Here is a 26157-nt window from a genome sequence, read left to right as displayed (position 1 = left end):
TCAAGTGCAAGTGTATGCAGAGCATTCACAGCATAAAGATGAACTAAATCGTGCTTTTTGCTGGTTTTTCGAACATTTCCGAACTGGTCATTGGCCCGTAACTGGATAATATAGGCGGGCAATTCCACTGGTTGTGTAAAAAGGAGTACAGCCTGGTATGGTTTCAACATCTTCTTCTGCCCCACGCAGCGGGGTCTGGTACTTTTCTCAGGGCTGGAAACTGGTCTCCCTGCCGGGCATTCGACGCTTCGTTATTTTGCCGTTACTGATCAACATTATTCTGATGGGCGGGGCCTTCTGGTGGCTGTTCACCAGACTGGAAAGCTGGATCCCTTCCCTGATGAGCTATGTGCCGGACTGGTTACAGTGGCTAGACTACCTGCTCTGGCCGATTGCGGTTATCTCCGTGCTGCTGGTTTTCGGTTATTTCTTTTCGACGATAGCAAACTGGATAGCCGCGCCGTTCAACGGTCTGCTGGCCGAACAGCTGGAAGCGCGCCTTACCGGTGCGACGCCACCTGACACGGGCGTACTGGGGATCGTGAAAGATCTCCCCCGCATCATGAAGCGTGAATGGCAGAAGTTCGCCTGGTACCTGCCGCGGGCGATTGTGCTGCTTATTCTTTATTTTGTACCCGGGATTGGCCAGACGGTCGCACCCGTGCTGTGGTTCCTGTTCAGCGCCTGGATGCTCGCTATCCAGTACTGTGATTATCCGTTCGATAACCACAAAGTGCCGTTTAAAGAGATGCGCACTGCCCTGCGCACTCAGAAGGTTGCCAACATGCAGTTTGGCGCGCTGACCAGCCTGTTCACCATGATCCCTTTCCTGAATTTGTTCATCATGCCCGTTGCCGTTTGCGGCGCGACGGCGATGTGGGTGGACTGCTACCGTGCTAAGCACGCGTTATGGAAGTAATGCAAAAATGTGTAAAAGAGGGGTGGCTTATGCCGCCCCTTATTCCATACTGATCCCCATTATTTCCTTGCAGCATATAGATATGCGATTTCCTTACTTCCCCATACCTGTTCAACAGGTATGCTGGGTCGGTATCCCAATTTCATACAGTTAAGGACAGGCCATGAGTAAGATTTATGAAGACAACTCGCTGACTATCGGTCATACGCCCCTGGTTCGACTGAACCGTATCGGTAATGGACGCATTCTGGCGAAGGTCGAATCTCGTAACCCAAGCTTCAGCGTTAAATGCCGTATCGGTGCGAATATGATTTGGGATGCTGAAAAGCGTGGCGTGCTGAAACCTGGCGTTGAGCTGGTTGAACCCACCAGCGGCAATACCGGTATCGCTCTGGCCTATGTTGCGGCGGCGCGTGGCTATAAGCTGACGCTGACTATGCCTGAAACCATGAGCATTGAGCGTCGTAAGCTGCTGAAAGCGCTGGGTGCGAACCTGGTCCTGACCGAAGGCGCAAAAGGCATGAAGGGCGCGATTCAGAAGGCCGAAGAAATTGTTGCCAGCGATCCGGCAAAGTATCTGCTGCTCCAGCAGTTCAGCAACCCGGCCAACCCGGAAATTCATGAGAAAACCACCGGCCCGGAAATCTGGGAAGATACCGACGGTCAGGTTGATGTGTTTATCTCCGGCGTAGGCACCGGCGGTACGCTGACCGGTGTGTCTCGCTATATTAAAGGCACGAAAGGTAAAAAAGATCTGATTACCGTTGCCGTTGAGCCAACCGACTCACCGGTTATCGCTCAGGCGCTGGCAGGCGAAGAGATCAAACCTGGCCCACACAAAATCCAGGGTATCGGCGCTGGCTTTATTCCAGGCAACCTGGATCTGAAGCTGATCGATAAAGTCGTCGCCATTACCAATGAAGAAGCCATCTCCACGGCGCGTCGCCTGATGGACGAGGAAGGCATTCTGGCGGGTATCTCTTCCGGTGCGGCGGTTGCGGCAGCCCTCAAACTGCTGGAAGATGAAACCTTTACCAATAAGAACATTGTGGTTATCCTACCGTCTTCGGGTGAGCGTTACTTAAGCACAGCACTGTTTGCCGATCTCTTCACAGAGAAAGAACTGCAACAGTGATGCCAGCATGTTAAAAACGCGTAAAAAAGCACCTTTTCAGGTGCTTTTTTGTGGCCTGCTTCAAAGTTTTACCCCTCCTGGCATTGCTTCACCCCGTTGGGTCTGGTATTTAAACCAGCAATTATTTTGATGCGCGAAATTAATCGGTGAACGAAATAGCGCTGCTGAATCGATTTTATGATTTGGTTCAAGTCTTGCTTTCACTGCATAATGTTTAATGACGATTGAAACGTCAGCGCTAACTATACAGGCTAAAGTTAAGTCGCCAGGCTAGACTTTAGTTCCACAACACTAAACCTATAAGTTGGGGAAATACAATGTTCCAGCAAGAAGTTACCATTACCGCTCCGAACGGTCTGCACACCCGCCCTGCTGCTCAGTTTGTTAAAGAAGCGAAAGGCTTCACTTCTGAAATCACTGTGACTTCCAACGGCAAAAGCGCTAGCGCAAAAAGCCTGTTCAAGCTGCAAACTCTGGGCCTGACTCAGGGTACCGTTGTTACCATCTCCGCTGAAGGTGAAGACGAGCAGAAAGCAGTTGAGCATCTGGTTAAGCTGATGGCTGAACTCGAGTAAGTTTACCGGGTTCTTTTCAATATCAGTCACAAGTAAGGTAGGGTTATGATTTCAGGCATTTTAGCATCCCCGGGTATCGCTTTCGGCAAAGCATTGCTGCTGAAAGAAGACGAAATCGTCATTGACCGGAAAAAAATTTCTGCCGACAAGGTTGATCAGGAAGTTGAACGTTTTCTGAGCGGTCGTGCCAAGGCATCTGCGCAACTGGAAGCGATTAAAACTAAAGCTGGCGAAACTTTCGGTGAAGAAAAAGAAGCCATCTTCGAAGGGCACATTATGCTGCTCGAAGATGAGGAGCTGGAGCAGGAAATCATAGCCCTGATTAAAGATAAAGGCATGACGGCCGACGCGGCTGCGCATGAAGTTATCGAAGGTCAGGCATCTGCCCTGGAAGAGCTGGACGATGAATACCTGAAAGAACGTGCGGCTGACGTACGTGACATCGGTAAGCGCCTGCTGCGCAACATCCTGGGTCTGGCCATCATCGATCTGAGCGCGATTCAGGACGAAGTCATCCTGGTTGCCGCTGACCTGACGCCGTCTGAAACCGCACAGCTGAACCTGAACAAGGTGCTGGGTTTCATTACTGATGCAGGTGGACGTACCTCCCACACCTCAATCATGGCGCGTTCTCTGGAGCTGCCAGCCATTGTGGGTACCGGTAGCGTTACCTCCCAGGTTAAAAACGACGACTATCTGATTCTGGATGCCGTAAACAATGTGGTTTACGTCAACCCAACTAACGATGTGATCGAGCAGCTGCGTTCCGTTCAGGAGCAGGTTGCTACCGAGAAAGCGGAACTCGCTAAACTGAAAGATCTGCCAGCTATCACGCTGGACGGCCATCAGGTTGAAGTGTGCGCTAACATCGGTACCGTACGTGACGTTGACGGCGCTGAGCGCAACGGCGCGGAAGGTGTAGGTCTGTATCGTACTGAATTCCTGTTCATGGATCGCGACGCTCTGCCAACGGAAGAAGAGCAGTTTGCAGCGTACAAAGCGGTTGCGGAAGCGTGCGGCTCGCAGGCTGTAATCGTCCGTACTATGGACATCGGTGGCGACAAAGAGCTGCCGTACATGAACTTCCCGAAAGAAGAGAACCCGTTCCTGGGCTGGCGTGCCGTGCGTATCGCCATGGATCGCAAAGAGATCCTGCGTGACCAGGTTCGCGCTATTCTGCGTGCCTCCGCTTTCGGTAAACTGCGCATCATGTTCCCGATGATCATTTCTGTTGAAGAAGTGCGTGCACTGAAGAAAGAGATCGAAATCTACAAACAGGAACTGCGCGACGAAGGTAAAGCATTTGACGAATCCATTGAGATCGGCGTGATGGTGGAAACACCGGCAGCCGCGACCATTGCGCGTCATTTAGCCAAAGAAGTTGATTTCTTTAGTATCGGTACCAATGATTTAACGCAGTACACCCTGGCAGTTGACCGTGGTAATGATATGATTTCACATCTCTACCAGCCAATGTCACCGTCCGTACTGAATTTGATCAAGCAAGTTATTGATGCTTCTCATGCAGAAGGTAAATGGACTGGCATGTGTGGTGAGCTTGCAGGCGACGAACGTGCTACACTTCTGTTGCTGGGTATGGGTCTGGACGAATTCTCTATGAGCGCCATTTCCATCCCGCGCATTAAGAAGATTATCCGTAACACGAACTTCGAAGATGCGAAGGTGTTAGCAGAGCAGGCTCTTGCTCAACCGACAACGGACGAGTTAATGACGCTGGTTAACAAGTTCATTGAAGAAAAAACAATCTGCTAATCCACGAGATGCGGCCCAATTTACTGCTTAGGAGAAGATCATGGGTTTGTTCGATAAACTGAAATCTCTGGTTTCTGATGACAAGAAAGACTCCGGAACTATTGAGATTGTTGCTCCGCTCTCCGGCGAGATCGTCAACATCGAAGACGTGCCGGATGTAGTGTTTGCTGAGAAAATCGTTGGTGATGGCATTGCTATCAAACCAACTGGCAACAAAATGGTTGCTCCAGTTGACGGCACCATCGGTAAAATTTTTGAAACCAACCATGCGTTCTCTATCGAATCCGATAGCGGTATCGAACTGTTCGTTCACTTCGGTATCGACACCGTTGAACTGAAAGGCGAAGGCTTCAAACGTATCGCGGAAGAAGGCCAGCGTGTTAAAGTTGGCGACCCGGTAATTGAATTCGATCTGCCGCTGCTGGAAGAAAAAGCGAAGTCTACCCTGACTCCGGTTGTTATCTCCAACATGGACGAAATCAAAGAACTGATCAAACTGTCTGGCAGCGTCACCGTGGGTGAAACCCCGGTTATCCGCATCAAGAAGTAATTCTTGCCGCACAGAAAAATGGCGCCTTCGGGCGCCATTTTTGTTTATGCCGGCAGAATAAGCTCGTCATAGCCTTTCGACTGCGTGTAGATCATAACGTCAGTCACCCGATCGCCCGCCATGCGAATGGCATCGGCAACGGTCTTCCCTCCCACAATGCCGCTGACCAGCTCTGAACAGAACAGATCGCCCGTTCCTTTCAGATCCGTCTCTACGCGCGGGTGCGCGCTTACGGTAACACCTTCTTCGCTCACCAGCACGACGTGGATATTCTGCGGATCGTCAGCCACTGGCGCGCTGGTGATCGCCACCCATTTCAGCGTGTCGGACAGCAGCCCCTGCGCGGCGGCAATGGCGCTCTCCGGCGTACGGCACGGTTTGCCGCTCAGCACTTCCAGTTCATACACGTTGGGCGTAATGCCCTGGGCCAGCGGGAGCAGATGCTCACGGTAGGCTTCAGGAATATCCGGCTTCACGTACATCCCGCTATCGATATCCCCAATTACCGGGTCAACCAGCACCAGCAGATCGGGATGTTGCACTTTGATTGCCTTCAGCCACTTCGCCAGCAGCGCGATCTGGCTGGCGCTGCCCATATAGCCGGTGGTGACCGCTTTAAGCTCGCGCAGGATCTCGCGCTCTTCCAGCGCCTTAAGGTAGCCGCTGAACCACTCGTCCGGGATCACCCCGCCGTAGAAGGTGTCGTAGTGCGGCGTATTGCTGAACAGCACCGTTGGCACGGCGGTAACGTTCAACCGGTGGGTTCGAATATTCGGCACCGCGATGCTGTTTCCCACGCTGCCGTACACCACCTGCGACTGTACGGCGACAATATCGGTTTGCTGCGCCCGGGTGTTATCCCGGAATAAAATCATCTCCATGACGCTTAAATCCCCGCCCCCTGCGAATAACTCTCTTCACCAAAGACGCCGGTAGACAGATAACGGTCGCCGCGATCGCAAATAATCGCTACGACCACCGCCCCCGGCGTGGACTCAGCCACCCGGATCGCACCCGCTACGGCACCGCCAGAGCTGACGCCGCAGAAGATACCTTCACGCACGGCCAGCTCACGCATGGTATTTTCCGCCTCGCGCTGATGAATATCCAGCACCTGGTCCACAAGCTGCGCATTAAAGATGCCCGGCATATACTCCGCCGGCCAGCGGCGGATGCCCGGAATGCTGCTCCCCTCTTCCGGTTGCAGGCCGACAATCGTCACCGGCTTCTCCTGTTCGCGCAGAAAGCGTGACACACCGGTGATCGTGCCCGTGGTCCCCATGCTGGAGACAAAGTGGGTGATGCGCCCGTCGGTTTGCTGCCAGATTTCCGGGCCGGTGGTGGTGTAGTGCGCGTACGGGTTGTCCGGGTTGTTGAACTGGTCGAGAAGCTTGCCTTCCCCGCGCTCCGCCATCGCTAACGCTAAATCTCGCGCCCCTTCCATCCCCTGCTCTTTGCTCACCAGAATCAGCTCGGCTCCATAGGCGCGCATGGCGGCGCGGCGCTCCTGGCTCATGTTGTCCGGCATCAGCAGCTTCATGCGGTAGCCTTTCAGGGCGGCAATCATCGCCAGTGCGATACCGGTGTTACCGCTGGTGGCTTCGATCAGCACGTCGCCGGGCTTAATTTCACCGCGCTTTTCGGCCTGGACAATCATCGACAGCGCCGCCCGGTCTTTCACCGACCCCGCCGGGTTATTGCCTTCGAGTTTGACCCAGATTTCGCTGCCGTTATCAGGCCCCATGCGCTGAAGTTTGACCAGAGGGGTGTTGCCGATGGTGTGTTCGAGTGTATTCACGATTTTTACTCAATAAAAAAGCCGGGTGGCGCTTAGCTTACCCGGCCTACAAGACGCAGTGATAACTGTAGGCCCGGTCAGCGCAGCGCCACCGGGCGATAAACATACTAATAACCTATCAGGCTGACTCCGCCAGAGCAATATCCTCGCGCGTTTCAATGCGCTCGTTACCGTGATAAATGCGCGCGTGTTGCAGCCCGACAAAAAGACGCTCCCCCCGGTGCGGCGGCTCGTCGTCACGCATAACCACGGTCAACGGCTCGGTGTACCAGCCCAGGGGCTGTACCACCAATTGGGTGTAGTGCCCTTTAGGGCTAGCTTCCAGCACCTGCACCGGAAGCGGTGAATCCAGGCTGGTACGGCGGCTGACGTCCACTTCCCACGGACGCAGGAACAGATCCACCGGCCCCTGATGCGCGGAGGTATACCCCAGCGGCCAGCGGTGCGCGCCAACGTGGAACTGACCGCCGCGAATGGTGCCCTGAAGGCGGTTTACTTCCCCCATAAACTCCAGCACAAAGCGGGTCGCCGGTTCACGCCAGAGCTGCTCTGGCTCGTCAACCTGCTCAATGTTGCCCTGACTCATCACTACCACGCGATCGGCCACTTCCATCGCCTCTTCCTGATCGTGGGTCACGAAAACGCTGGTGAACTGGAGTTCCTCATGCAGCTGACGCAGCCAGCGGCGCAGCTCTTTTCGCACCTGCGCATCCAGCGCGCCAAACGGTTCGTCCAGCAGCAGGATTTGCGGTTCAACGGCTAACGCACGCGCCAGCGCCACGCGCTGCTTCTGCCCGCCGGAAAGTTGAGCCGGGAAGCGGTCCGCCAGATGCGCAAGCTGCACCATCTCCAGCAGTTTGGTCACTTTCGCTTTGATGGCGGCGGCATCTGGACGTTCACGACGCGGCAGCACGGTCAGGCCAAACGCGATGTTGTCGAATACCGTCATGTGGCGGAACAGCGCATAATGCTGAAATACAAAGCCCACTTTACGGTCGCGGGCGTGCAGGCGGCTAACGTCCGTACCGTGGAAGCGAATATGTCCGCTGGTCTGGTGTTCAAGCCCGGCGATAATACGCAGCAGCGTGGTTTTACCGGAGCCAGACGGCCCCAGCAGCGCCACCATTTGTCCGGAAGGGATATCCAGCGAGATATCATTCAGCACCTGGGTGCGACCAAAAGACTTCTTAATATTGGCAATCTCAATGCTCATGATTTCCCTCCTGATGCTGACGTTTTTCCTGATTCTCTAAACGCCACTGCACCACACTCTTCAAAAACAGGGTCAAAATCGCCATCAGCGTCAGCAACGCTGCGGCAGTAAAGGAACCGACGGTGTTGTAGTCCTGTTCCAGTAATTCAATCTGTAACGGCAGCGACAGGGTTTCGCCGCGAATCGAGCCGGATACCACCGACACCGCACCAAACTCACCGATCGCACGGGCGTTGGTCAGCACCACGCCGTAAAGCAGTGCCCAGCGGATATTCGGCAGCGTGACGCGGCGGAACATCTGCCAGCCGGAAGCGCCGAGCAGCACCGCGGCTTCATCTTCATGGCTGCCCTGGCTGAGCATCACCGGCACCAGCTCGCGCACCACGAACGGACAGGTGACAAAGACGGTCACCAGCACCATCCCCGGCCAGGCGAACATGATTTGCAGGTCGTGCTCATCCAGCCAGCCGCCCAGCGGGCCATTGGAGCCGTAGAAGAGCAGATAAACCAGACCCGCCACCACCGGAGACACCGCAAACGGGATATCCAGCAGGGTCAGCAGCAGCTGACGCCCCGGGAAGTTAAAGCGCGTTACCAGCCAGGCCAGCAATACGCCAAACACCAGATTCACCGGGACGGTGATCAGAGCAATCATCACCGTCAGCCAGATGGCGTGGAGCATGTCCGGATCGGCCAGGTTTTGCAGCGCGGGCATAATCCCTTTGCTGAAGGCCTGCACGAAGATGTACACCATCGGCACGACGAGAATGAATGCGGAGACCAGCACGCCGGTACCAATCAGAAACCATTTGCCCCAGTTGATGCGGGGCGCGTCATAGCGCTTCAATTGCGTAACTTCCGCCATCAGTGACCTACCACACGTCGACCAAAGCGACTTTGCAGAGTGTTAATCGAGAACAGCAGCAGCAGCGACGCGGCAAGGATCACCGAGGCAATCGCGCTCGCCGCCGGATAATCAAACTCCTGCAAACGGACAAAAATCATCAGCGAGGTCACTTCGGTTTTCCACGCGATGTTCCCGGCGATAAAAATGACCGCGCCAAATTCACCGAGGCTGCGGGTAAAGGAAAGCGCCACCCCCGCCAGCAAGGCCGGAGAAAGTTCCGGCAGCACAACCTTACGGAAACTCTGCCAGCGCGTGGCGCCCAGAGTTTCCGCGGCCTCTTCGTATTCGGGGCCTAACTCTTCCAGCACCGGCTGCACGGTACGCACCACAAACGGGATGCTGGTAAAGGCCATCGCCACCGCGATACCGATCCAGGTATAGGTCACTTTAATATCAAACTTCGCCAGCCATTCGCCGTAAAAGCCGTTCACGGAGAACAGCGACGCCAGCGTCAGACCGGCCACCGCCGTCGGCAGGGCAAACGGCAGATCCATCAGGGCGTCGAGCAGCGTGCGGCCCGGGAAGCGATAGCGGGTTAAGATCCATGCCATCAGCAGGCCAAACACGCCGTTAAAAATCGAGGCCACGAATGCAGACAGCAGCGTGACCTTGTAGGCCGCCACCACCTGCGGGTTGGTGACCACTTCCCAGTACTGGGACCAGCTCATCTCAGCGAGCTGCATCACCAGAGCGCTGAGCGGTAACAATAAAATCAGACAGACGAACAGCAGGCTGGTCCCGAGGCTTAAGGTAAAACCCGGCAGCACACGTCTTGTTGATCCTGCAAACATTACTTACGCCCCGCCGCCAGCAATTTGTCTAACTCACCGCCGCTGGCAAAATGCGTTTTCATCACCTCAGGCCAGGCGCCGAAATGATCTTCCACGCGGAACAGCTCGGTCTGCGGGAATTTGTCTTTCAGCTTGTTCATCACGTCCGGATTATTAACGCGGTAGTAATAGTCAGTAATCACCGTCTGCGCCTGCGGGCTGTACAGATAGTTGAGATAGGCTTTTGCCGCTTTCTCAGTGCCGTTGGCTTTGACGTTTTTATCCACCCACGCCACCGGGAACTCGGCCAGAACGTTGGTTTTCGGGATAACCACTTCGAAGCCCTGCGCTTCGTACTGTTTACGAATATTGTTCACTTCGGATTCAAAGCTGATCAGCACATCGCCCAGCCCGCGCTCGGCGAAAGTGGTGGTTGCGCCCCGGCCGCCGGTGTCAAACACTTCGACGTTTTTCAGGAACTGGGTCATAAACTGTTCGGTTTTCGCTTTATCGTTACCGTCAGCTTTGTCCGCCGCGCCCCACGCCGCCAGATAGGTATAACGCGCGTTGCCGGAGGTTTTCGGATTCGGGAAAATCAGCTTGACGTCAGAACGCACCAGGTCGTTCCAGTCGTGAATGTTTTTCGGGTTGCCCTTGCGCACCAGGAAGCCCATGGTGGAATAGAACGGCGAACTGTTGTTCGGCAGGCGGCTTTGCCAGTCCGCCGGGATCAGCTTGCCTTTGTCGTGCAGGATCTGCACGTCCGTGACCTGGTTGTAGGTCACCACATCCGCTTTCAGCCCCTGCAAAATGGCCAGCGCCTGCTTGGATGAGCCAGCGTGCGACTGTTTGATGGTCAGCTTGTCGCCGTTGTTCTCTTTCGCCCACTGCTGTTCAAATGCGGGATTAAGGGCGGCAAACAGCTCGCGTGAAACATCATAAGAACTGTTCAGCAACTCGGTTGCCTGCGCCTGCGCCACCAGCAGTAAACCTGCCAGTGCCAGCGATCCTTTTTTCAGTACAGTAACGGCCATTGCGCACCCTTATAAATGTGATGACTATCTTATAGTCATAATATTTATAACGGAGTCTAAAGGAGTAACGGTTTTATATACCGTTTGGTGATTTAGAAGCAGAAAAGGGAATAAGGGGTGCGGGAGAAATTGCCGGGTGGCGCTAACGCTTACCCGGCCTACGAATGGACAGCGATTTACAGCGCCAGCAGGCGCTCAACGGACGGCGCAAAGTAGTAGCCGCCGGTCACCGGACGGGTGAAGCGCAGCATGGCGTCACGCTTGCCGTCGGTATCGCCAAACATGCTCAGCAGCTGCTGTTCGATGTTGTAGAGGCGTGCACAGTAAGCGCAGAAGTACAGGCCGTGCGTACCGCTCGCGGTGCCGTACGGCAGGCTCTGGCGAACAATCTTCAGCCCCTTACCGTCTTCTTTAAGGTCAACGCGGGTCAGGTGGGACGTGACCGGACGCGCATCGCCGTCAATCTCTTCATTGGCGTCTTTGGTGCGGCCAATCATCATCTCCTGGTCATGCACGCTCATGCGGTTAAGCTGCCTGAGGTTATGCTCCCAGCGCTGGACGAACACGTAGCTGCCGCCTGCGTCCACGCCATCCTTGATTACAGCCACCTCGCGACGCGTCTCTTCCCCGGCCGGGTTTTCGGTGCCGTCGACGAAGCCGCTCAAATCGCGCTCTTCCACCCAGCGGAAACCGTGGATCTCTTCCTGCACGTCGATGCTGTCACCAAAGGCCTCAATCGCTGCCTGAGCGACGGAGAAATTCACGTCATGGCGCAGGGAGAGGATATGGATCAGGACGTCATACTGGGTGGCGGGCGCAAGACCTTTGCCATAAGGAATAAAGTCTTTCAGCTCTTCTGCGCCTTCGCCGCCGCTCAGCTGACGCCAGACGGTGTTGCCAAAGGCAACCACCGCGCCCAGATGGGCTTCGGGGAATTTGGCCTGAAAGGTGGCCAGTTTATCAACGAAAATTTTGCTGGCCGCGCGCAGGGCATCCACGTCCCCTTTGACGTTGGCTTCAATCCAAATCGCCGCGCGGCAATGTTCTGGCAAAATGCCACTCTGAACCTGAGACATCGCTCCTCCTGAAAAAAAGATGCCACGACAGCGTGGCATTGATGGCGGCTATTATACCTGGATTTCAGCGAGGCGGCTTGCTCAGGCGCAAATTACTGCTTCCAGATAATTTTGCTCACTTTCCACTTTTTCAGGGTGTCGTCAGAGGGCATTAACCCTTCCGGACCGTTCCAGCTGCCGCTGAATACATAGCTAATGTGCTGGCTGCCGTCGGCCTTACACTCGACCGCCACGCTATCATCCGACGGCACGCTGGCGCAGTGGCCAAACGCTTTCTGGTAGAGCTCGCCAAACGGCGTACCTACCTTCACGCCACCTGAGGTCGGGATCTCTTCATCCATCACCGCAATGCGGTTGACCGTACCTTTATCGCCGTTGATGACCATCGCCACCTTGTCGTCTTTCAACGCTTCGAAATAGCGCACGATGTTGCCGTTCTCGGTTTTCATGCCGCTGCGCAGGCGATAATCACTGCCGATGGCCTCCTGAATGGCATCCTGATCCAGCGCCGTCGAGGCGGTGATTTTGCCCACGCCCTGCTCGGTCACTTCCGTTGAGGAGCCAAACCAGTTCCACGGATAGGCCGCAGACCAGTTGATGGATGAGAGCGTGGAACAGCCGGTTAACGCCAGCGGGAGAGCGCATAAAAGTAAACGCAGCGATTTCATTGAGACGTCCTTACGTAATAAATCAACGCTTGTTGGAGTGCAGTATCGGCAAAAAGTGCCGTTTTAATCTGACTCTTGCGTAAAACAGGCGCGTAAACGGGGGTTCGTGACCAGCCACAGCAGCGCGACAATATCCGCCACCACCAGCGCAATCCCGATACCGGAAAGCGGCTCGCCGTACAGCCAGAGCACGGGCTGCCAGATCAGGAGCACAACCTGCGCCAGAATCAACAGCCAGCGAAGCGCGCGCCAGAAGCGCGGGAGGAACTGCCGCCGACCGCTGCACAGGAACGCCAGCACCGCCGGTACACCGGGCAGTAACCCCAGCCAGAACGCATCGTGATCGGGATAAAAGAGATTCAGTAGCGTATCGCCCTGCCCGCGTGACGCGCCAGCCATCACGAACAGCACCCAGGTGCGGGCCTGCAACAGCAGAACGCACCAGAATAAAAAAGGCAGACGCAGACGACCGTGAACATCATAGTCGCCAGGGTGGAACTCAGTACTCTTCATCTTCGATCAGGCGCTTACCCAGCGTCAGTACATCCGCGTGCTCGTAGCCCAGACGTTCATACATGCCCAGCACCACGTCGTTATCTTCCCGCACCATAATCTGGATTTTCGGGCAGCCACGGGCGATCAGTTTCTTTTCCAGACGGTTAAGCAGCGCGTTGGCGATGCCGCGCGCGCGATATTCCGGGTGCACGCCCAGATAGTAGGCCGACCCGCGGTGGCCGTCGTACCCGCCCATTACCGTCCCGACCACCTCGCCGTTGACCTCAGCGACCAGAAACAGACTGACGTCGTGATTCACCTTCCGTTCGATGTCCATTTCCGGATCGTTCCACGGACGCAGCAGATCGCAGCGCTCCCAAAGGGTGATCACCTCTTCGAAATCTTCCTGGCGAAACACGCGTATCTCCATGGTATTAACCGCCTTTTCGGGTTTAAAAACAGTGATTATGGCGTGAACAGGGCATTTAGCCAATAACCGGGGAAAAACTCGCCAAAATTTGGCATAATGTCACTTTGTCACGTATTGAAATGAAAAGTAAAACAATTCTCAATAAGGAATGTCGTCACGCAAAACGCGATACGATATAACACCAGGACCCCAATTTTTACAATTCAGGCCGCATGAGCACATTCAAACCATTAAAAGCACTCACATCGCGTCGTCAGGTTCTCAAAGCGGGGCTGGCGGCCTTAACGTTAACAGGCATCGCAAAGCAGGCTCAGGCAAAAGAAGAGAGCTCGCTTAAAACCAGTAACGGACACAGCAAGCCGAAAACCAAAAAAGCCGGGGCAAAGCGTCTGGTCATGCTCGATCCGGGCCACGGCGGGATCGACACCGGCGCCATTGGCCGAAACGGGTCGAAAGAAAAACACGTCGTGCTGGCAATTGCAAAAAATGTGCGCGCAATTTTACGCAGCAACGGCATTGACGCCCGCCTGACGCGCACGGGCGACACGTTTATCCCGCTGTACGATCGCGTGGAAATTGCCCATAAGCACGGCGCCGACCTGTTTATGTCCATTCACGCGGATGGCTTCACAAACCCTTCCGCCGCAGGCGCATCGGTGTTCGCCCTCTCCAACCGTGGCGCCAGTAGCGCCATGGCGAAATACCTCTCCGATCGCGAAAACCGGGCGGATGAAGTGGCCGGGAAAAAAGCCACCGACAAAGACCATCTGTTGCAGCAGGTTCTGTTTGATCTCGTGCAGACCGATACCATCAAAAACAGCCTGACGCTCGGCTCGCATATCCTTAAACGGATTAAGCCCGTGCACCGTCTGCACAGTAAAAGCACCGAGCAGGCCGCGTTTGTGGTGCTGAAGTCCCCGTCCATTCCGTCCGTGCTGGTGGAAACCTCGTTCATTACCAACCCGGAAGAGGAGCGTTTACTCGGCACCACGGCGTTTCGTCAGAAGATCGCGAACGCTATCGCCTCCGGGGTTATCAGTTATTTCAACTGGTTCGATAATCAAAAAGCGCACTCCAGGAAACGTTGATGAAACCGAATGCACAGCTGGTCAAAACTTTCCTGATGCAGCTACAGGACGCGATTTGCCAGAAACTGGCCGCCGCAGACGGCGGTGAATTCCAGGAAGATGCCTGGCAGCGCGAAGCGGGCGGCGGTGGACGCAGCCGCGTGCTGCGTAACGGTGGCATTTTTGAACAGGCCGGGGTCAACTTCTCCCACGTCCACGGTGATGCAATGCCGGCGTCCGCCACGGCGCATCGGCCTGAACTGGCGGGCCGCAGCTTCGAGGCGATGGGCGTCTCGCTGGTGGTGCATCCGCATAACCCGTTTGTGCCAACCAGCCACGCCAACGTGCGCTTTTTCATCGCGGAAAAACCGGGGGCCGATCCGGTCTGGTGGTTTGGCGGCGGTTTCGACTTAACGCCTTACTATGGCTTCGAAGAGGACGCCGTGCACTGGCACACCACCGCGCGCGACCTCTGCCTGCCGTTTGGCGAAGACGTTTACCCGAAATACAAAAAGTGGTGCGATGATTATTTCTATCTGAAGCATCGCGACGAGCAACGCGGCATCGGCGGGCTGTTCTTTGACGATCTCAACACGCCGGATTTTGATACCGCGTTCAGCTTTATGCGCGCAGTGGGTGAAGGCTTTACCGATGCCTATCTGCCGATTGTCGAACGCCGCAAAAACACCGACTACGGCGTTCGCGAGCGTGAGTTCCAGCTGTACCGCCGCGGGCGTTACGTGGAGTTTAACCTGGTATGGGATCGCGGGACGCTGTTTGGCCTGCAAACCGGTGGGCGCACGGAGTCCATTCTGATGTCGATGCCGCCGCTGGTGCGCTGGGAATACAGCTTTGAACCCAAAGAAGGCAGCCCGGAGGCTGCCTTGCGTGATTTTATTCGGGTTCGGGACTGGGTGTAACCCCCTCACCCCTGCCCTCTCCCAAAGGGAGAGGGAGTATAAATTCCCTCTCCCTTTGGGAGAGGGTTAGGGTGAGGGTAAAAATTACAGCGGCTGCGTCTGCGCCTCAACCACCGCCAGCGCCACCATGTTGACGATACGACGCACGGAGGCAATCGGCGTTAATACATGTACCGGTTTTGACACCCCCATCAGCACTGGCCCTACGGTCACCCCTTCAGAACTCGACACACGCAGCAGGTTATAGCTGATACGCGCCGCTTCCACGTTCGGCATAATCAGCACGTTCGCGGAGCCTTTCAGCGGGCTGTCCGGCATACGTTCATTACGAATGCTCTCCACCAGCGCGGCGTCGCCGTGCATCTCGCCGTCGATCATCAGTTCCGGCGCACGCTCGCGCACCAGGTCCAGCGTCTGGCGCATTTTGCACGCCGCCGCGGATTTGGATGACCCGAAGTTAGAGTGCGACAGCAGCGCCACTTTCGGCTCGATACCAAAGCGGCGCACGGTTTCCGCCGCCATCACGGTTATTTCCGCCAGTTCGTCCGGGGAAGGATCGTCGTTGACGTAGGTATCGGCGATAAAGGTGTTCCCGCTTGGCAGAAGCAGCGCGTTCATTGCGCCGGCAGTATGGACACCCTCGCGATAGCCGAAGATCTCCTGCACCACGCTGAAATGCTCATGGTACTCGCCGATGGTGCCGCAGATCAGCGCATCCGCCTCACCGCGGTGAACCATGATCGCGCCGATCACCGTGGTGTTGCTGATCACCGCCCGCTGCGCCTGCTCCTGGGTGATCCCACGACGCTTCATGATCGAATAGTATTCGTTCCAGTACTCTTTGAAGCGCGGATCGGATTCGTTATTGACGATCTCAAAGTCGACGCCCGGCTTAATTTGCAGGCCCAGCTTCTGGATACGCATCTCGATCACGCTCGGACGACCAATCAGGATCGGTTTCGCCAGCCCTAAGGTGATCAGCTCCTGCGTGGCGTGCAGCACGCGCGCCTCTTCCCCTTCCGCCAGCACCACGCGCTTCGCGTCAGCGCGCGCCTGGGAGAAGATCGGCTTCATAAACAGGTTGGTTTTGTAGACGAACTCGGTGAGTTTATCGACGTAGGCATCGAAATCTTCAATCGGCCGCGTCGCCACGCCAGAGTCCATCGCCGCTTTGGCCACCGCTGGCGCGATCTTCACGATCAGACGCGGGTCAAATGGTTTAGGGATAATGTAGTCCGGGCCGAAGCTCAGATCCTGATCGCCGTAGGCGGAGGCCACCACTTCGCTCTGCTCGGCGTGCGCCAGCTCTGCGATAGCATGAACGGCGGCAAGCTTCATCTCTTCGTTGATTGCCGTAGCGCCAACGTCCAGCGCACCGCGGAAGATGAACGGGAAGCAGAGCACGTTGTTCACCTGGTTCGGGTAGTCCGAACGTCCGGTACAGATGATCGCGTCTTCACGCACTGCCTTCGCCAGCGGCGGCAGAATTTCCGGCTCCGGGTTCGCCAGGGCCAGGATCATTGGCGCGCGCGCCATCTTCTGCACCATTTCCTGGGTCAGTACTTTCGGGCCTGAACAGCCGAGGAAAATGTCGGCACCTTCAATGACGTCTTCTAGCGTGCGCTTGCCGTCGTCTTCCACCGCATAGGCCGCCTTGGTTTCAGCCATGTTTGGCTCGCGGTCTTTGTAAATCACGCCTTTGGAGTCGCAGACCACGATGTTGTGTTTCTGCATGCCCAGCGCCACCAGCAGGTTCATACAAGCGATGGCCGCGGCGCCAGCGCCGGAGACCACCATGCGCACGTCGGAGAGGTTTTTCTCCACCACACGCAGACCGTTCAGAATGGCGGCGGTACTGATAATCGCCGTGCCGTGCTGGTCGTCATGGAACACGGGAATGTTCATACGCTCGCGCAGCTTCTGCTCGATATAGAAACATTCCGGCGCTTTGATGTCTTCCAGGTTGATGCCGCCGAAGGTCGGCTCCAGCGCCGCCACCACGTTGATGAATTTATCCGGGTCCAGTTCGTCCACTTCGATATCGAAGACGTCGATACCGGCAAATTTCTTAAACAGAACGCCCTTCCCTTCCATCACCGGCTTACCGGCCAGCGCGCCAATGTTCCCTAACCCCAGTACCGCCGTACCGTTAGAGATAACGGCCACCAGGTTGCCACGGGCGGTGTATTTGTACGCTGCCAGCGGATCTTTTTCGATTTCAAGGCACGGGGCAGCTACGCCTGGCGAGTAGGCCAGCGCCAGATCGCGCTGGGTCGCCAGCGGTTTGGTCGGGGATACCTGGATTTTACCCGGAACAGGAAACTCGTGAAAATCGAGAGCGCTTTGTTTTAACTGATCATCCATCTTGTTATTCCTTTCACGTTTCGGTCAAAAAGGGTGATGTTGACGTTCCTATGCACACCCTGGTGTGCCGCATAGTATCGCCGCAGGCAGGCTCCTAAACTTTGAAGGCTGCCAAACTCTCACCATTGCAGAATAAAAATTGTTATCAATTTATAACAGCCATGTTACCCGTCTCAGACAGCAATGCCTCCCCCGTCTGCTATGCTTTTTTGTTAAGTCCATCATGATTTTCTCAGAAGTGTGACCTGACGCACTCGACTAACTCTTTTATTTCCAAGGAGTAATTATGAACCAGCTAGACGGCATCAAACAATTTACCACCGTGGTTGCAGACAGCGGCGACATCGAATCGATTCGTCACTACCAGCCTGAAGACGCGACCACCAACCCCTCGCTGCTGCTCAAGGCGGCCGGTCTTGCGCACTTTAGTCATCTGATTGATGACGCCCTTGCCTACGGCAAACAGCGCGGGAAAACGCAGGAGCAGCAGGTCGCCGAAGCCAGTGACAAGCTGGCGGTCAATATCGGTGCGGAAATTCTTAAAAGCATACCGGGACGCGTCTCCACCGAAGTGGATGCCCGCCTCTCATTCGACCAGGAAAAGAGCATTAGCAAGGCTCGCCGCCTGGTGGAACTCTACCAGGAGCAGGGGATCGATAAATCACGCATCCTGATCAAGCTTGCCTCCACCTGGGAAGGCATCCGCGCGGCGGAAGTGCTGGAGAAAGAGGGGATCAACTGTAACCTGACGCTGCTGTTCTCCTTCGCCCAGGCGCGTGCCTGCGCCGAAGCGGGCGTGTTCCTGATTTCACCGTTTGTCGGACGTATCTACGACTGGTATCAGGCGAAACAGCCGATGGATCCGTATGTGGTGGACGAAGATCCCGGCGTGAAATCGGTGCGTAATATCTACGATTATTACAAGCAGCACCGCTACGAGACCATCGTGATGGGGGCCAGCTTCCGCCGCACCGAGCAGATCCTCGCGCTCGCGGGCTGCGACCGGCTGACCATCTCCCCTGACCTGCTGAAAAAGCTTCAGGAGAGTGAAGAGACGGTGATCCGCAAGCTGGTGCCAACCTCCACCGTTCTGCCAAAACCAAAACCCATGACCGAAGCGGAATTCCGCTGGGAGCACAATCAGGATCCAATGGCCGTGGAAAAACTGGCGGACGGCATCCGTCAGTTCGCCGTCGACCAGCGCAAACTCGAAGATCTTCTCGCCGCCAAACTTTAACCTTGCCACGGAGTGAACTATGTCCCGTAAAGAGCTCGCCAACGCCATTCGCGCCCTCAGCATGGATGCCGTACAAAAAGCCAATTCCGGCCACCCTGGCGCCCCCATGGGTATGGCTGATATCGCCGAAGTGCTGTGGAACGACTTCCTGAAGCACAACCCTACCGATCCGACCTGGTACGACCGCGACCGTTTTATTCTTTCCAACGGGCACGCCTCGATGCTGCTCTACAGTCTGCTGCACCTTTCCGGCTACGATCTGCCGCTTGAGGAATTAAAAAACTTCCGCCAGCTGCACTCCAAAACGCCGGGCCACCCGGAGATCGGCTATACGCCGGGCGTTGAAACCACTACCGGCCCGCTGGGCCAGGGGCTGGCGAATGCCGTTGGCCTGGCGATTGCCGAACGTACGCTGGCCGCGCAGTTCAACCAGCCCGACCACGAGATTGTCGATCACTATACCTATGTCTTTATGGGCGACGGCTGTCTGATGGAGGGGATCTCTCACGAGGTCTGTTCTCTGGCGGGCACCCTGGGGCTGGGCAAGCTGATTGGCTTCTACGATCACAACGGTATCTCCATTGACGGGGAAACCGAGGGCTGGTTTACCGACGATACGGCGAAACGCTTTGAAGCCTATCACTGGCACGTGGTGCACGAGATCGACGGTCACGATCCAGAGGCGGTGAAAAAAGCGATTCAGGAAGCGCAGAGCGTGAAGGACAAACCGTCCCTGATCATCTGCCGCACCACCATCGGCTTCGGCTCGCCGAACAAAGCGGGCAAAGAGGAGGCGCACGGCGCGGCGCTGGGTGAAGAGGAAGTGGCGCTGACCCGCCAGAAACTGGGCTGGAAACACCCGGCCTTTGAGATCCCAAAAGAGATCTACAAGGCCTGGGATGCTCGCGAAACAGGTGAAAAAGCGCAGCAGGCCTGGAACGAGAAGTTTGCCGCCTACAAAAAAGCGTATCCGGAGCTGGCGGCTGAGTTTACCCGCCGCATGAGCGGCGGCCTGCCGGAAGACTGGGAAGAGAAAACCCAGGCGCTGATTGAAAACCTGCAATCCAACCCGGCGAAAATTGCCACCCGTAAGGCATCACAAAACACCCTTAACGCGATTGGCCCAATCCTGCCCGAACTGCTGGGCGGCTCGGCGGATCTGGCGCCAAGTAACCTTACCATCTGGTCCGGCTCTAAATCCCTGAAGGAGGACATTGCCGGGAACTACATCCACTACGGCGTGCGCGAGTTTGGGATGACCGCCATTGCCAACGGCATCGCCCACCATGGCGGCTTCGTGCCGTACACCGCCACCTTCCTGATGTTTGTCGAATATGCCCGTAACGCGGCGCGTATGGCGGCCCTGATGAAGGCGCGGCAAATCATGGTGTACACCCACGACTCTATCGGGCTAGGTGAAGATGGGCCGACGCACCAGGCGGTAGAGCAGCTGGCGAGCCTGCGCTTAACGCCAAACTTCAGCACCTGGCGTCCTTGCGATCAGGTGGAAGCGGCAGTGGGCTGGAAGCTGGCCGTAGAGCGTCATAACGGACCCACGGCGCTGATCCTGTCGCGCCAGAACCTGGCGCAGATCGAGCGCACGCCGGAGCAGGTGAAAAATATCGCCCGCGGCGGGTACATCCTGAAAGACAGCGGCGGCAAGCCAGACGTGATCCTGATCGCCTCCGGTTCCGAGGTGGAAATCACTATAAAAGCGGCGGAGAAACTGACCGCCGAGGGTCACGCGGTGCGCGTGGTTTCCCTCCCTTCAACGGATATCTTTGATGCTCAGGATGAGGCGTACCGCGAATCGGTGCTGCCTTCAAACGTCGCGGCGCGCGTGGCGGTTGAAGCTGGCATTGCCGACTACTGGTACAAATACGTGGGCCTGAAAGGGGCAATTGTCGGGATGCATGGTTACGGTGAATCCGCCCCGGCCGACAAGCTGTTCCCATATTTCGGCTTTACCGTTGAGAACGTGGTGGAGAAGGCGCTAAGCGTGCTGTAGTGCTTTTGCCGGGTGACGCTGTCGTTTACCCGGCCTGCGGTTCGAGGCTTTGTAGGCCGGGTAAGGCGTAGCCGCCACCCGGCTTTTTCACACCACTCTTACCCCTGCCGCCATCACCCGCTCCGGCGTTAATAACACACTTTCTCGGGCGTCATCGGTTTCCGCGCAGAGCAACATGCATTCAGATGTTTCACCGCGCATTTTAGCCTTTGCCAGGTTACACAACACCACCACCGTTTTGCCCATCAGCTCCTCTTCCCGGTAATACGGCACCAGGCTGGTGACGGTTTGCAACGTTCTGTCTCCCACCTCTATCTGCGCAATATAGAGCTTGTCCGCATTGGCGTGACGTTTAACGTCAACAATCTTCCCCACGCGGAGCTCGAGCTTTGCAAAATCATCGTATGCTACCGTTTCCACTTTTGCCTCCTTGGTAAAATTTTACTAAATACTAACACGGTAACTGGCGAGGGCAACAGGGATGTTATTTACTAAAAATTAATGCATGTCCGAACGCATCCTTTACAATAAGCTATCTCGTGGGGAATAAGGACAAACATGGCAACGCTGAAAGACATCGCGACGGAAGCTGGCGTCTCGCTGGCAACGGTATCCCGGGTTTTAAACGATGACCCGACGCTGAATGTGAAAGAAGAGACGAAACACCGCATTCTGGAGATTGCCGAGAAGCTGGAATACAAAAGCACGACCTCCCGTAAAATGCAGTCTGTCGCTGCCGGTCAGCAACATATTCTGGCGCTCTACAGCTACCAGCAGGAACTGGAGATCAACGACCCTTACTATCTTGCCATTCGCCACGGCATTGAGACGCAGTGCGAAAAACTGGGGGTCGAACTGAGTAACTGCTACGCTAATGCCACCCTGCCGGAGCTGAAAAAGCTCACCGGGGTGTTGATTGTAGGCAAACCCTCCCCTGCGCTTCGACGTGCGGCAATGTCGTTGACCGACAACGTCTGTTTTATCGACTTTCACGAGCCAGGCAGCGAGTACGATTCTGTCGATATTGACCTTTCGCGCATCAGCAAGCAGATAGTGGATTTCTTTATTGCTCAGGGAGTTAAGCGGATTGGCTTTATCGGCGGCGAAGATGAGCCAGGCAAGGCTGATATTCGGGAAGCCGCCTTCGTGGAGTACGGGCTCCTGAAAGGGGTGGTATCGGAACAGGACATCTGGCGCGGCGGTTTTTCCAGCTCGTCCGGTTATGAACTGGCAAAAATCATGCTGGCACAACAGTGCTGGCCTTCCGCCTTGTTCGTGGCCTCCGATTCCATCGCCATCGGGGTGTTACGCGCCATCCACGAAAAAGGGCTGGCGATCCCGGAAGATATTTCACTGATCAGCGTGAACGACATTCCAACCGCCCGCTTTACCTTCCCGCCTCTTTCCACCGTGCGCATTCACTCTGAAATGATGGGCAGCCAGGGCGTTAATCTGCTGCTGGAAAAGGCCCGCGATGGCCGCGCGCTACCGCTTCAGGTCTTTGTCCCGAGCGTACTGAAGCTGCGCGGCACCACCCGCTGATTTCCACCTGTTAACTCTCCCGCCGGGCACGCCCGGCTTTTTTAATTTCGTGATCGAGTTAAAGCAAATCGGTTTTACTGATTTTATTTAGTAAAATATTTACTAAAATCTCCAGCAATGATGTTTTACCCCTACAGGGAGATCACATGAATCGCTGGGAAAATATTCAACTCACGCATGAAAACCGGCTCCCGCCGCGTGCGTACTTCTTCTCTTATGACACCGTTTCCCGGGCACGCACGTTTGCGCGTGAAGCCAGCAGCCACTTTCTGTCGCTAAGCGGAAAGTGGAACTTTCGCTTCTTCACGAACCCGCTGCTTGTCCCGGAAAACTTTACCTCAGAATACATGGCCGACTGGGGCGATATTACCGTGCCGGGCATGTGGCAGATGGAAGGTCACGGCCAGTTGCAGTACACCGACGAAGGCTTTCCTTTCCCGGTGGACGTACCATGGGTGCCGTCAGACAACCCGACCGGGGCATACCAGCGCTGGTTTACGCTTTCTGAAAGCTGGCAAGAGAAACAGACCCTTATCAAGTTTGACGGCGTCGAAACCTATTTCGAAGTCTACGTGAATGGCCGCTATATAGGCTTTAGCAAAGGCAGCCGACTGTCTGCCGAGTTTGATATCAGCGATGCGGTACACAGCGGGCAAAACCTGTTGTGCGTGCGGGTTATGCAGTGGGCAGATTCCACCTACATTGAGGATCAGGACATGTGGTGGACGGCGGGGATATTCCGCGACGTCTACCTGCTGGGAAAATCACTCACGCATGTCCGCGATTTCACGGTTAAAACCACCTTCGACGAGGCATACCGGGACGCCACCCTCTTCTGTCAGCTTGAGCTGGAAAACCTTGCTGCACGCCCTGGCTGTGTTCAACTGGATTATACCCTGTACGACGGCGAGACAGTGCTGCACAAGGGAACAACCGACAACCTGACCGTCAGCGAGCGTGCGGAAACCGCCTTCAGCATTGAGGTGAGGCAACCCCGCCAGTGGTCCGCTGAATCGCCGGATCTTTATCATCTGGTCATGACTTTAAAAGATAACCATGGCCAGACGCTGGAAATCATCCCGCAGCGCATCGGGTTTCGGGATATCAAGGTGAAAGACGGCCTGTTCTACGTTAACAACCGTTATCTGAAGCTGCACGGCGTCAATCGTCATGACAACGATCATCTGAGGGGCCGCGCGGTGGGGATGGATCGCGTGGAGCGCGACCTGATCCTGATGAAGCAGCACAATATCAACTCGGTACGTACCGCCCACTACCCGAACGACCCGCGCTTTTACGAGCTTTGCGACCTGTACGGCCTGTTTGTAATGGCTGAAACGGATGTGGAGTCTCACGGCTTCGCCAACGTCGGCGACCTGAGCCGCATTACGGACGATCCGGTGTGGGAGCCGGTCTACGTTGAGCGTATCGAACGCCATATTCACGCGCAGAAAAATCATCCGTCGATCATCATCTGGTCGCTCGGAAACGAGTCCGGCTACGGCTGTAACATCCGCGCGATGGCCCGTGCGGCAAAAGCGCTGGATGATACTCGCCTGCTTCACTACGAAGAAGATCGCGACGCCGAGGTGGTGGACATTATCTCCACCATGTATACCCGCGTACCGCTGATGAATCTGTTTGGCGAATACCCGCACGCCAAACCGCGCATTATCTGCGAATACGCCCATGCGATGGGCAACGGTCCCGGCGGGTTGACCGAGTATCAGAACGTGTTCGATCGCCACGACTGCATTCAGGGGCATTATGTCTGGGAGTGGTGCGACCACGGTATTCAGAAAACAGACGCCAGCGGCAACATCTGGTACGCCTATGGCGGCGACTTCGGTGATTACCCCAATAATTACAACTTCTGCCTCGACGGGCTGATCTACTCCGATCAAACGCCCGGGCAAGGTTTGCGTGAGTACAAGCAGGTGATCGCCCCGGTCAAACTGCGCTGGCAAAACGGTGAGCTGCACGTTGATAACCGCTTATGGTTCACCAGCCTGGATGATTACACCCTCCTCACGGAGGTGCGTGCGGAAGGTGAAACGCTGCACAGTGAGCCACTGAACATCACCGGGTTGGCCCCCAACAGCTCCCGCAGCGTCAGTCTGCACGTGCCGGAACTGGACGAGCGCGAAGCGTTCCTGACTGTACGTATTATCAAAAACAGTCCCACGCGCTACAGCGAGGCCGGGCACGAGATCGCGGTGTATCAGTTCCCGTTAAAAGACCGCACGGCACGCCCGACATCGTTTATCAACACCAGTGCCACTCCGCTGCGTCTGGAGGAAGATCGCCTGAGCTGCACCGTGACCGGGCATAACTTCCGCGCGAGCTTCTCTAAAGTATCGGGAAAACTCAGCGCCTGGCAGGTGAACGGTGAGGAATACCTTACCCGTGAGCCGAAGATTAACTTCTTCAAGCCCATGATTGATAACCATAAGCAGGAGTATGAAGGGCTGTGGCAGCCGTATCATTTCCAGATCATGCAGGAGCATCTGCGCGGTTTCGAGGTTGAGCAGCATAACGATGCGGTCATCGTCACCACCCGTACCCTGATTGCCCCGCCAGTGTTTGATTTTGGCATGCGCTGTACCTATCGCTGGCGCATCGCCGCCGACGGGCAGATCAACGTTGAGCTATGCGGTGAGCGCTACGGCGAGTACCCACACATTATTCCGTGCATCGGCTTTACACTTGGCATCAACGGCGGTTTCGATCAGGTGAGCTACTACGGGCGAGGGCCGGGTGAAAACTATCCGGACAGCCAGCAGGCCAGCACCATCGACCTGTGGCACACCACGGTTGATAAGATGTTTGAAAATTATCCGTTCCCGCAAAACAATGGCAACCGTCAGCAGGTGCGCTGGGCCTCCCTCGCGGATCGTCATGGCAGCGGCGTGCTGGTCGTACCGCAACAGCCTCTCCACTTCAGCGCCTGGCACTACACGGCTGAGAATATTCACGCCGCACAGCACTGCAACGAACTGCGCCGCTGCGATGACATCACGCTTAATCTTGACCACCAGGTGCTGGGCTTAGGCTCCAATTCCTGGGGAAGTGAGGTACTGGAGAGCTGGCGCGTCTGGTTCAGTCCGTTCCGCTACGGCTTCACATTGCTCCCGCTCAATGGCGGCCGCATCGCCTCGATGGCGCTGGCACGCCAGCAATTCGGCACCGGTTTCTTCTCCATGGATTTGCACAGCGAGGCAGACAAATGATCGTTCTTGAGAGCCTGGAACAGTTTCAACAGCATTACCGCACGGGTCGCAAATGGCAGCGCTGCTCAGAAGCCATTAACAATATCGATAATATCTCGCCCGGCGTAGCCCATTCGATTGGCGATTCGCTGGCCTACCGTGTGACCAATGATGCCAGCACCGACGCGCTGTTTGTCGGGCATCGCCGCTATTTCGAGGTGCATTACTACCTTCAGGGCGCGCAGAAAATTGAATATGCCGCCAAAGATGCGCTTCAGACAGTGGAGTGCTACCGCGATGAGACCGATCGAGAATACCTGAAAGGCGTGGGTACCACCGAACAGGTGCGCGAGGGGCAGATCGTAATTTGTGAGAACCATGAGGCGTATCGCTTTATCAGCGAGGAGCCGGTCAAAAAAGTCATTCTCAATGTGACCATCGAAGACGGTTATTTCCATAACAAATAA

24 protein-coding genes are annotated in these 26157 nt (G+C 55.9%); 12 read left to right on the top strand and 12 right to left on the bottom strand.

The genetic code is table 11. The features are described 5' to 3' along the window. Positions 1-157 precede the first annotated feature (157 nt). The 5 genes from cysZ (at position 158) to crr (ending at position 4952) form a co-directional block, all read left to right on the top strand. The gene (gene cysZ / locus IMQ56_RS10075) at positions 158-919 is read left to right on the top strand and encodes a sulfate transporter CysZ (protein ID WP_006811452.1); all 762 of its coding nucleotides are present in this window, start codon (positions 158-160) and stop codon (positions 917-919) included. A gap of 163 nt (positions 920-1082) precedes the next feature. Beyond that, complete coding sequence (gene cysK / locus IMQ56_RS10070; protein ID WP_006811453.1) at positions 1083-2054, top strand: cysteine synthase A; 972 nt, start codon at positions 1083-1085, stop codon at positions 2052-2054. Between the two features lie 317 nt (positions 2055-2371). Further along, the gene (gene ptsH, locus IMQ56_RS10065; RefSeq protein WP_000487600.1) at positions 2372-2629 is read left to right on the top strand and encodes a phosphocarrier protein Hpr; all 258 of its coding nucleotides are present in this window, start codon (positions 2372-2374) and stop codon (positions 2627-2629) included. Between the two features lie 45 nt (positions 2630-2674). Continuing rightward, positions 2675-4402 (top strand): phosphoenolpyruvate-protein phosphotransferase PtsI, encoded by a 1728-nt coding sequence (gene ptsI / locus IMQ56_RS10060; RefSeq protein WP_006811455.1) that lies wholly within the window; start codon positions 2675-2677, stop codon positions 4400-4402. A gap of 40 nt (positions 4403-4442) precedes the next feature. Next, positions 4443-4952, top strand: coding sequence for a PTS glucose transporter subunit IIA (gene crr, locus IMQ56_RS10055; RefSeq protein ID WP_003861316.1), 510 nt, complete (start codon positions 4443-4445; stop codon positions 4950-4952). 44 nt (positions 4953-4996) lie between these two features. Here the strand turns inward: crr and pdxK are convergent, their stop codons facing one another. From pdxK to IMQ56_RS10005, 10 genes are all read right to left on the bottom strand, one after another. Then, positions 4997-5833: a pyridoxine/pyridoxal/pyridoxamine kinase gene (gene pdxK, locus IMQ56_RS10050; RefSeq protein WP_032649006.1), complete on the bottom strand. Its 837-nt coding sequence runs from the start codon at positions 5831-5833 to the stop codon at positions 4997-4999. A 5-nt stretch (positions 5834-5838) separates the two neighbouring features. Continuing rightward, entirely contained in the window at positions 5839-6750 is a 912-nt protein-coding gene (cysM, locus tag IMQ56_RS10045) for a cysteine synthase CysM (RefSeq protein ID WP_017383476.1), read from the bottom strand. A 118-nt stretch (positions 6751-6868) separates the two neighbouring features. Then, positions 6869-7963, bottom strand: coding sequence for a sulfate/thiosulfate ABC transporter ATP-binding protein CysA (cysA, locus tag IMQ56_RS10040; RefSeq protein WP_032659702.1), 1095 nt, complete (start codon positions 7961-7963; stop codon positions 6869-6871). Further along, positions 7953-8828 (bottom strand): sulfate/thiosulfate ABC transporter permease CysW, encoded by an 876-nt coding sequence (gene cysW, locus IMQ56_RS10035; RefSeq protein ID WP_003861305.1) that lies wholly within the window; start codon positions 8826-8828, stop codon positions 7953-7955. Before cysW ends, cysA begins: the two co-directional genes overlap by 11 nt. Next, positions 8828-9661: a sulfate/thiosulfate ABC transporter permease CysT gene (cysT, locus tag IMQ56_RS10030; RefSeq protein WP_017383478.1), complete on the bottom strand. Its 834-nt coding sequence runs from the start codon at positions 9659-9661 to the stop codon at positions 8828-8830. Before cysT ends, cysW begins: the two co-directional genes overlap by 1 nt. Further along, positions 9661-10674 (bottom strand): sulfate ABC transporter substrate-binding protein, encoded by a 1014-nt coding sequence (locus tag IMQ56_RS10025; RefSeq protein ID WP_032649009.1) that lies wholly within the window; start codon positions 10672-10674, stop codon positions 9661-9663. Before IMQ56_RS10025 ends, cysT begins: the two co-directional genes overlap by 1 nt. Positions 10675-10850: 176 nt before the next feature. Continuing rightward, positions 10851-11750 (bottom strand): Dyp-type peroxidase, encoded by a 900-nt coding sequence (locus IMQ56_RS10020; protein WP_017383480.1) that lies wholly within the window; start codon positions 11748-11750, stop codon positions 10851-10853. 92 nt (positions 11751-11842) lie between these two features. After that, positions 11843-12418 (bottom strand): RpoE-regulated lipoprotein, encoded by a 576-nt coding sequence (locus IMQ56_RS10015; RefSeq protein WP_040117923.1) that lies wholly within the window; start codon positions 12416-12418, stop codon positions 11843-11845. 63 nt (positions 12419-12481) lie between these two features. After that, entirely contained in the window at positions 12482-12931 is a 450-nt protein-coding gene (locus IMQ56_RS10010) for a DUF2919 domain-containing protein (RefSeq protein ID WP_023304181.1), read from the bottom strand. Then, complete coding sequence (locus IMQ56_RS10005; protein WP_003861292.1) at positions 12918-13343, bottom strand: GNAT family acetyltransferase; 426 nt, start codon at positions 13341-13343, stop codon at positions 12918-12920. Before IMQ56_RS10005 ends, IMQ56_RS10010 begins: the two co-directional genes overlap by 14 nt. A gap of 212 nt (positions 13344-13555) precedes the next feature. Between IMQ56_RS10005 and amiA the strand changes: the two genes are divergently transcribed. Together amiA and hemF are read left to right on the top strand one after the other, a co-directional pair. Continuing rightward, positions 13556-14431 carry an N-acetylmuramoyl-L-alanine amidase AmiA gene (amiA, locus tag IMQ56_RS10000; RefSeq protein ID WP_015572219.1) on the top strand — a complete coding sequence of 292 codons (876 nt, stop codon included), beginning with the start codon at positions 13556-13558 and terminating at the stop codon, positions 14429-14431. After that, the gene (gene hemF / locus IMQ56_RS09995) at positions 14431-15330 is read left to right on the top strand and encodes an oxygen-dependent coproporphyrinogen oxidase (protein WP_023295114.1); all 900 of its coding nucleotides are present in this window, start codon (positions 14431-14433) and stop codon (positions 15328-15330) included. Before amiA ends, hemF begins: the two co-directional genes overlap by 1 nt. An 84-nt stretch (positions 15331-15414) precedes the next feature. On the opposite strand, the gene maeB is transcribed toward hemF, so the two are convergent. Then, on the bottom strand, positions 15415-17694 hold the full coding sequence (gene maeB, locus IMQ56_RS09990) for an NADP-dependent oxaloacetate-decarboxylating malate dehydrogenase (RefSeq protein ID WP_023295115.1): 2280 nt from the start codon (positions 17692-17694) through the stop codon (positions 15415-15417). Between the two features lie 286 nt (positions 17695-17980). Here maeB and tal point away from each other — a divergent pair, with 286 nt between their 5' ends. Together tal and tkt are read left to right on the top strand one after the other, a co-directional pair. After that, positions 17981-18931 (top strand): transaldolase, encoded by a 951-nt coding sequence (gene tal, locus IMQ56_RS09985; protein WP_015572217.1) that lies wholly within the window; start codon positions 17981-17983, stop codon positions 18929-18931. A gap of 19 nt (positions 18932-18950) precedes the next feature. Continuing rightward, positions 18951-20939: a transketolase gene (gene tkt, locus IMQ56_RS09980; RefSeq protein WP_048219700.1), complete on the top strand. Its 1989-nt coding sequence runs from the start codon at positions 18951-18953 to the stop codon at positions 20937-20939. An 87-nt stretch (positions 20940-21026) separates the two neighbouring features. Here the strand turns inward: tkt and IMQ56_RS09975 are convergent, their stop codons facing one another. After that, entirely contained in the window at positions 21027-21359 is a 333-nt protein-coding gene (locus IMQ56_RS09975) for a tRNA-binding protein (RefSeq protein WP_017692958.1), read from the bottom strand. Positions 21360-21497: 138 nt separating this feature from the next. Here IMQ56_RS09975 and ebgR point away from each other — a divergent pair, with 138 nt between their 5' ends. The 3 genes from ebgR (at position 21498) to IMQ56_RS09960 (ending at position 26157) form a co-directional block, all read left to right on the top strand. Beyond that, positions 21498-22481 carry a transcriptional regulator EbgR gene (ebgR, locus tag IMQ56_RS09970; protein WP_015572215.1) on the top strand — a complete coding sequence of 328 codons (984 nt, stop codon included), beginning with the start codon at positions 21498-21500 and terminating at the stop codon, positions 22479-22481. 146 nt (positions 22482-22627) lie between these two features. Continuing rightward, positions 22628-25711 (top strand): beta-galactosidase subunit alpha, encoded by a 3084-nt coding sequence (gene ebgA, locus IMQ56_RS09965; protein WP_165467965.1) that lies wholly within the window; start codon positions 22628-22630, stop codon positions 25709-25711. Continuing rightward, on the top strand, positions 25708-26157 hold the full coding sequence (locus IMQ56_RS09960; protein ID WP_015572213.1) for a beta-galactosidase subunit beta: 450 nt from the start codon (positions 25708-25710) through the stop codon (positions 26155-26157). The genes ebgA and IMQ56_RS09960 overlap by 4 nt, the downstream gene beginning before the upstream one ends.

The organism is Enterobacter sp. Res13-Sevr-PEC09-46 (assembly GCF_015672585.1).
In the GTDB taxonomy this organism is placed as follows: Bacteria; Pseudomonadota; Gammaproteobacteria; order Enterobacterales; family Enterobacteriaceae; genus Enterobacter; species Enterobacter hormaechei_C.
The sequence above is the reverse complement of the archived record's forward strand: the minus strand, read 5'-3'. Positions and strand labels throughout refer to the sequence as shown.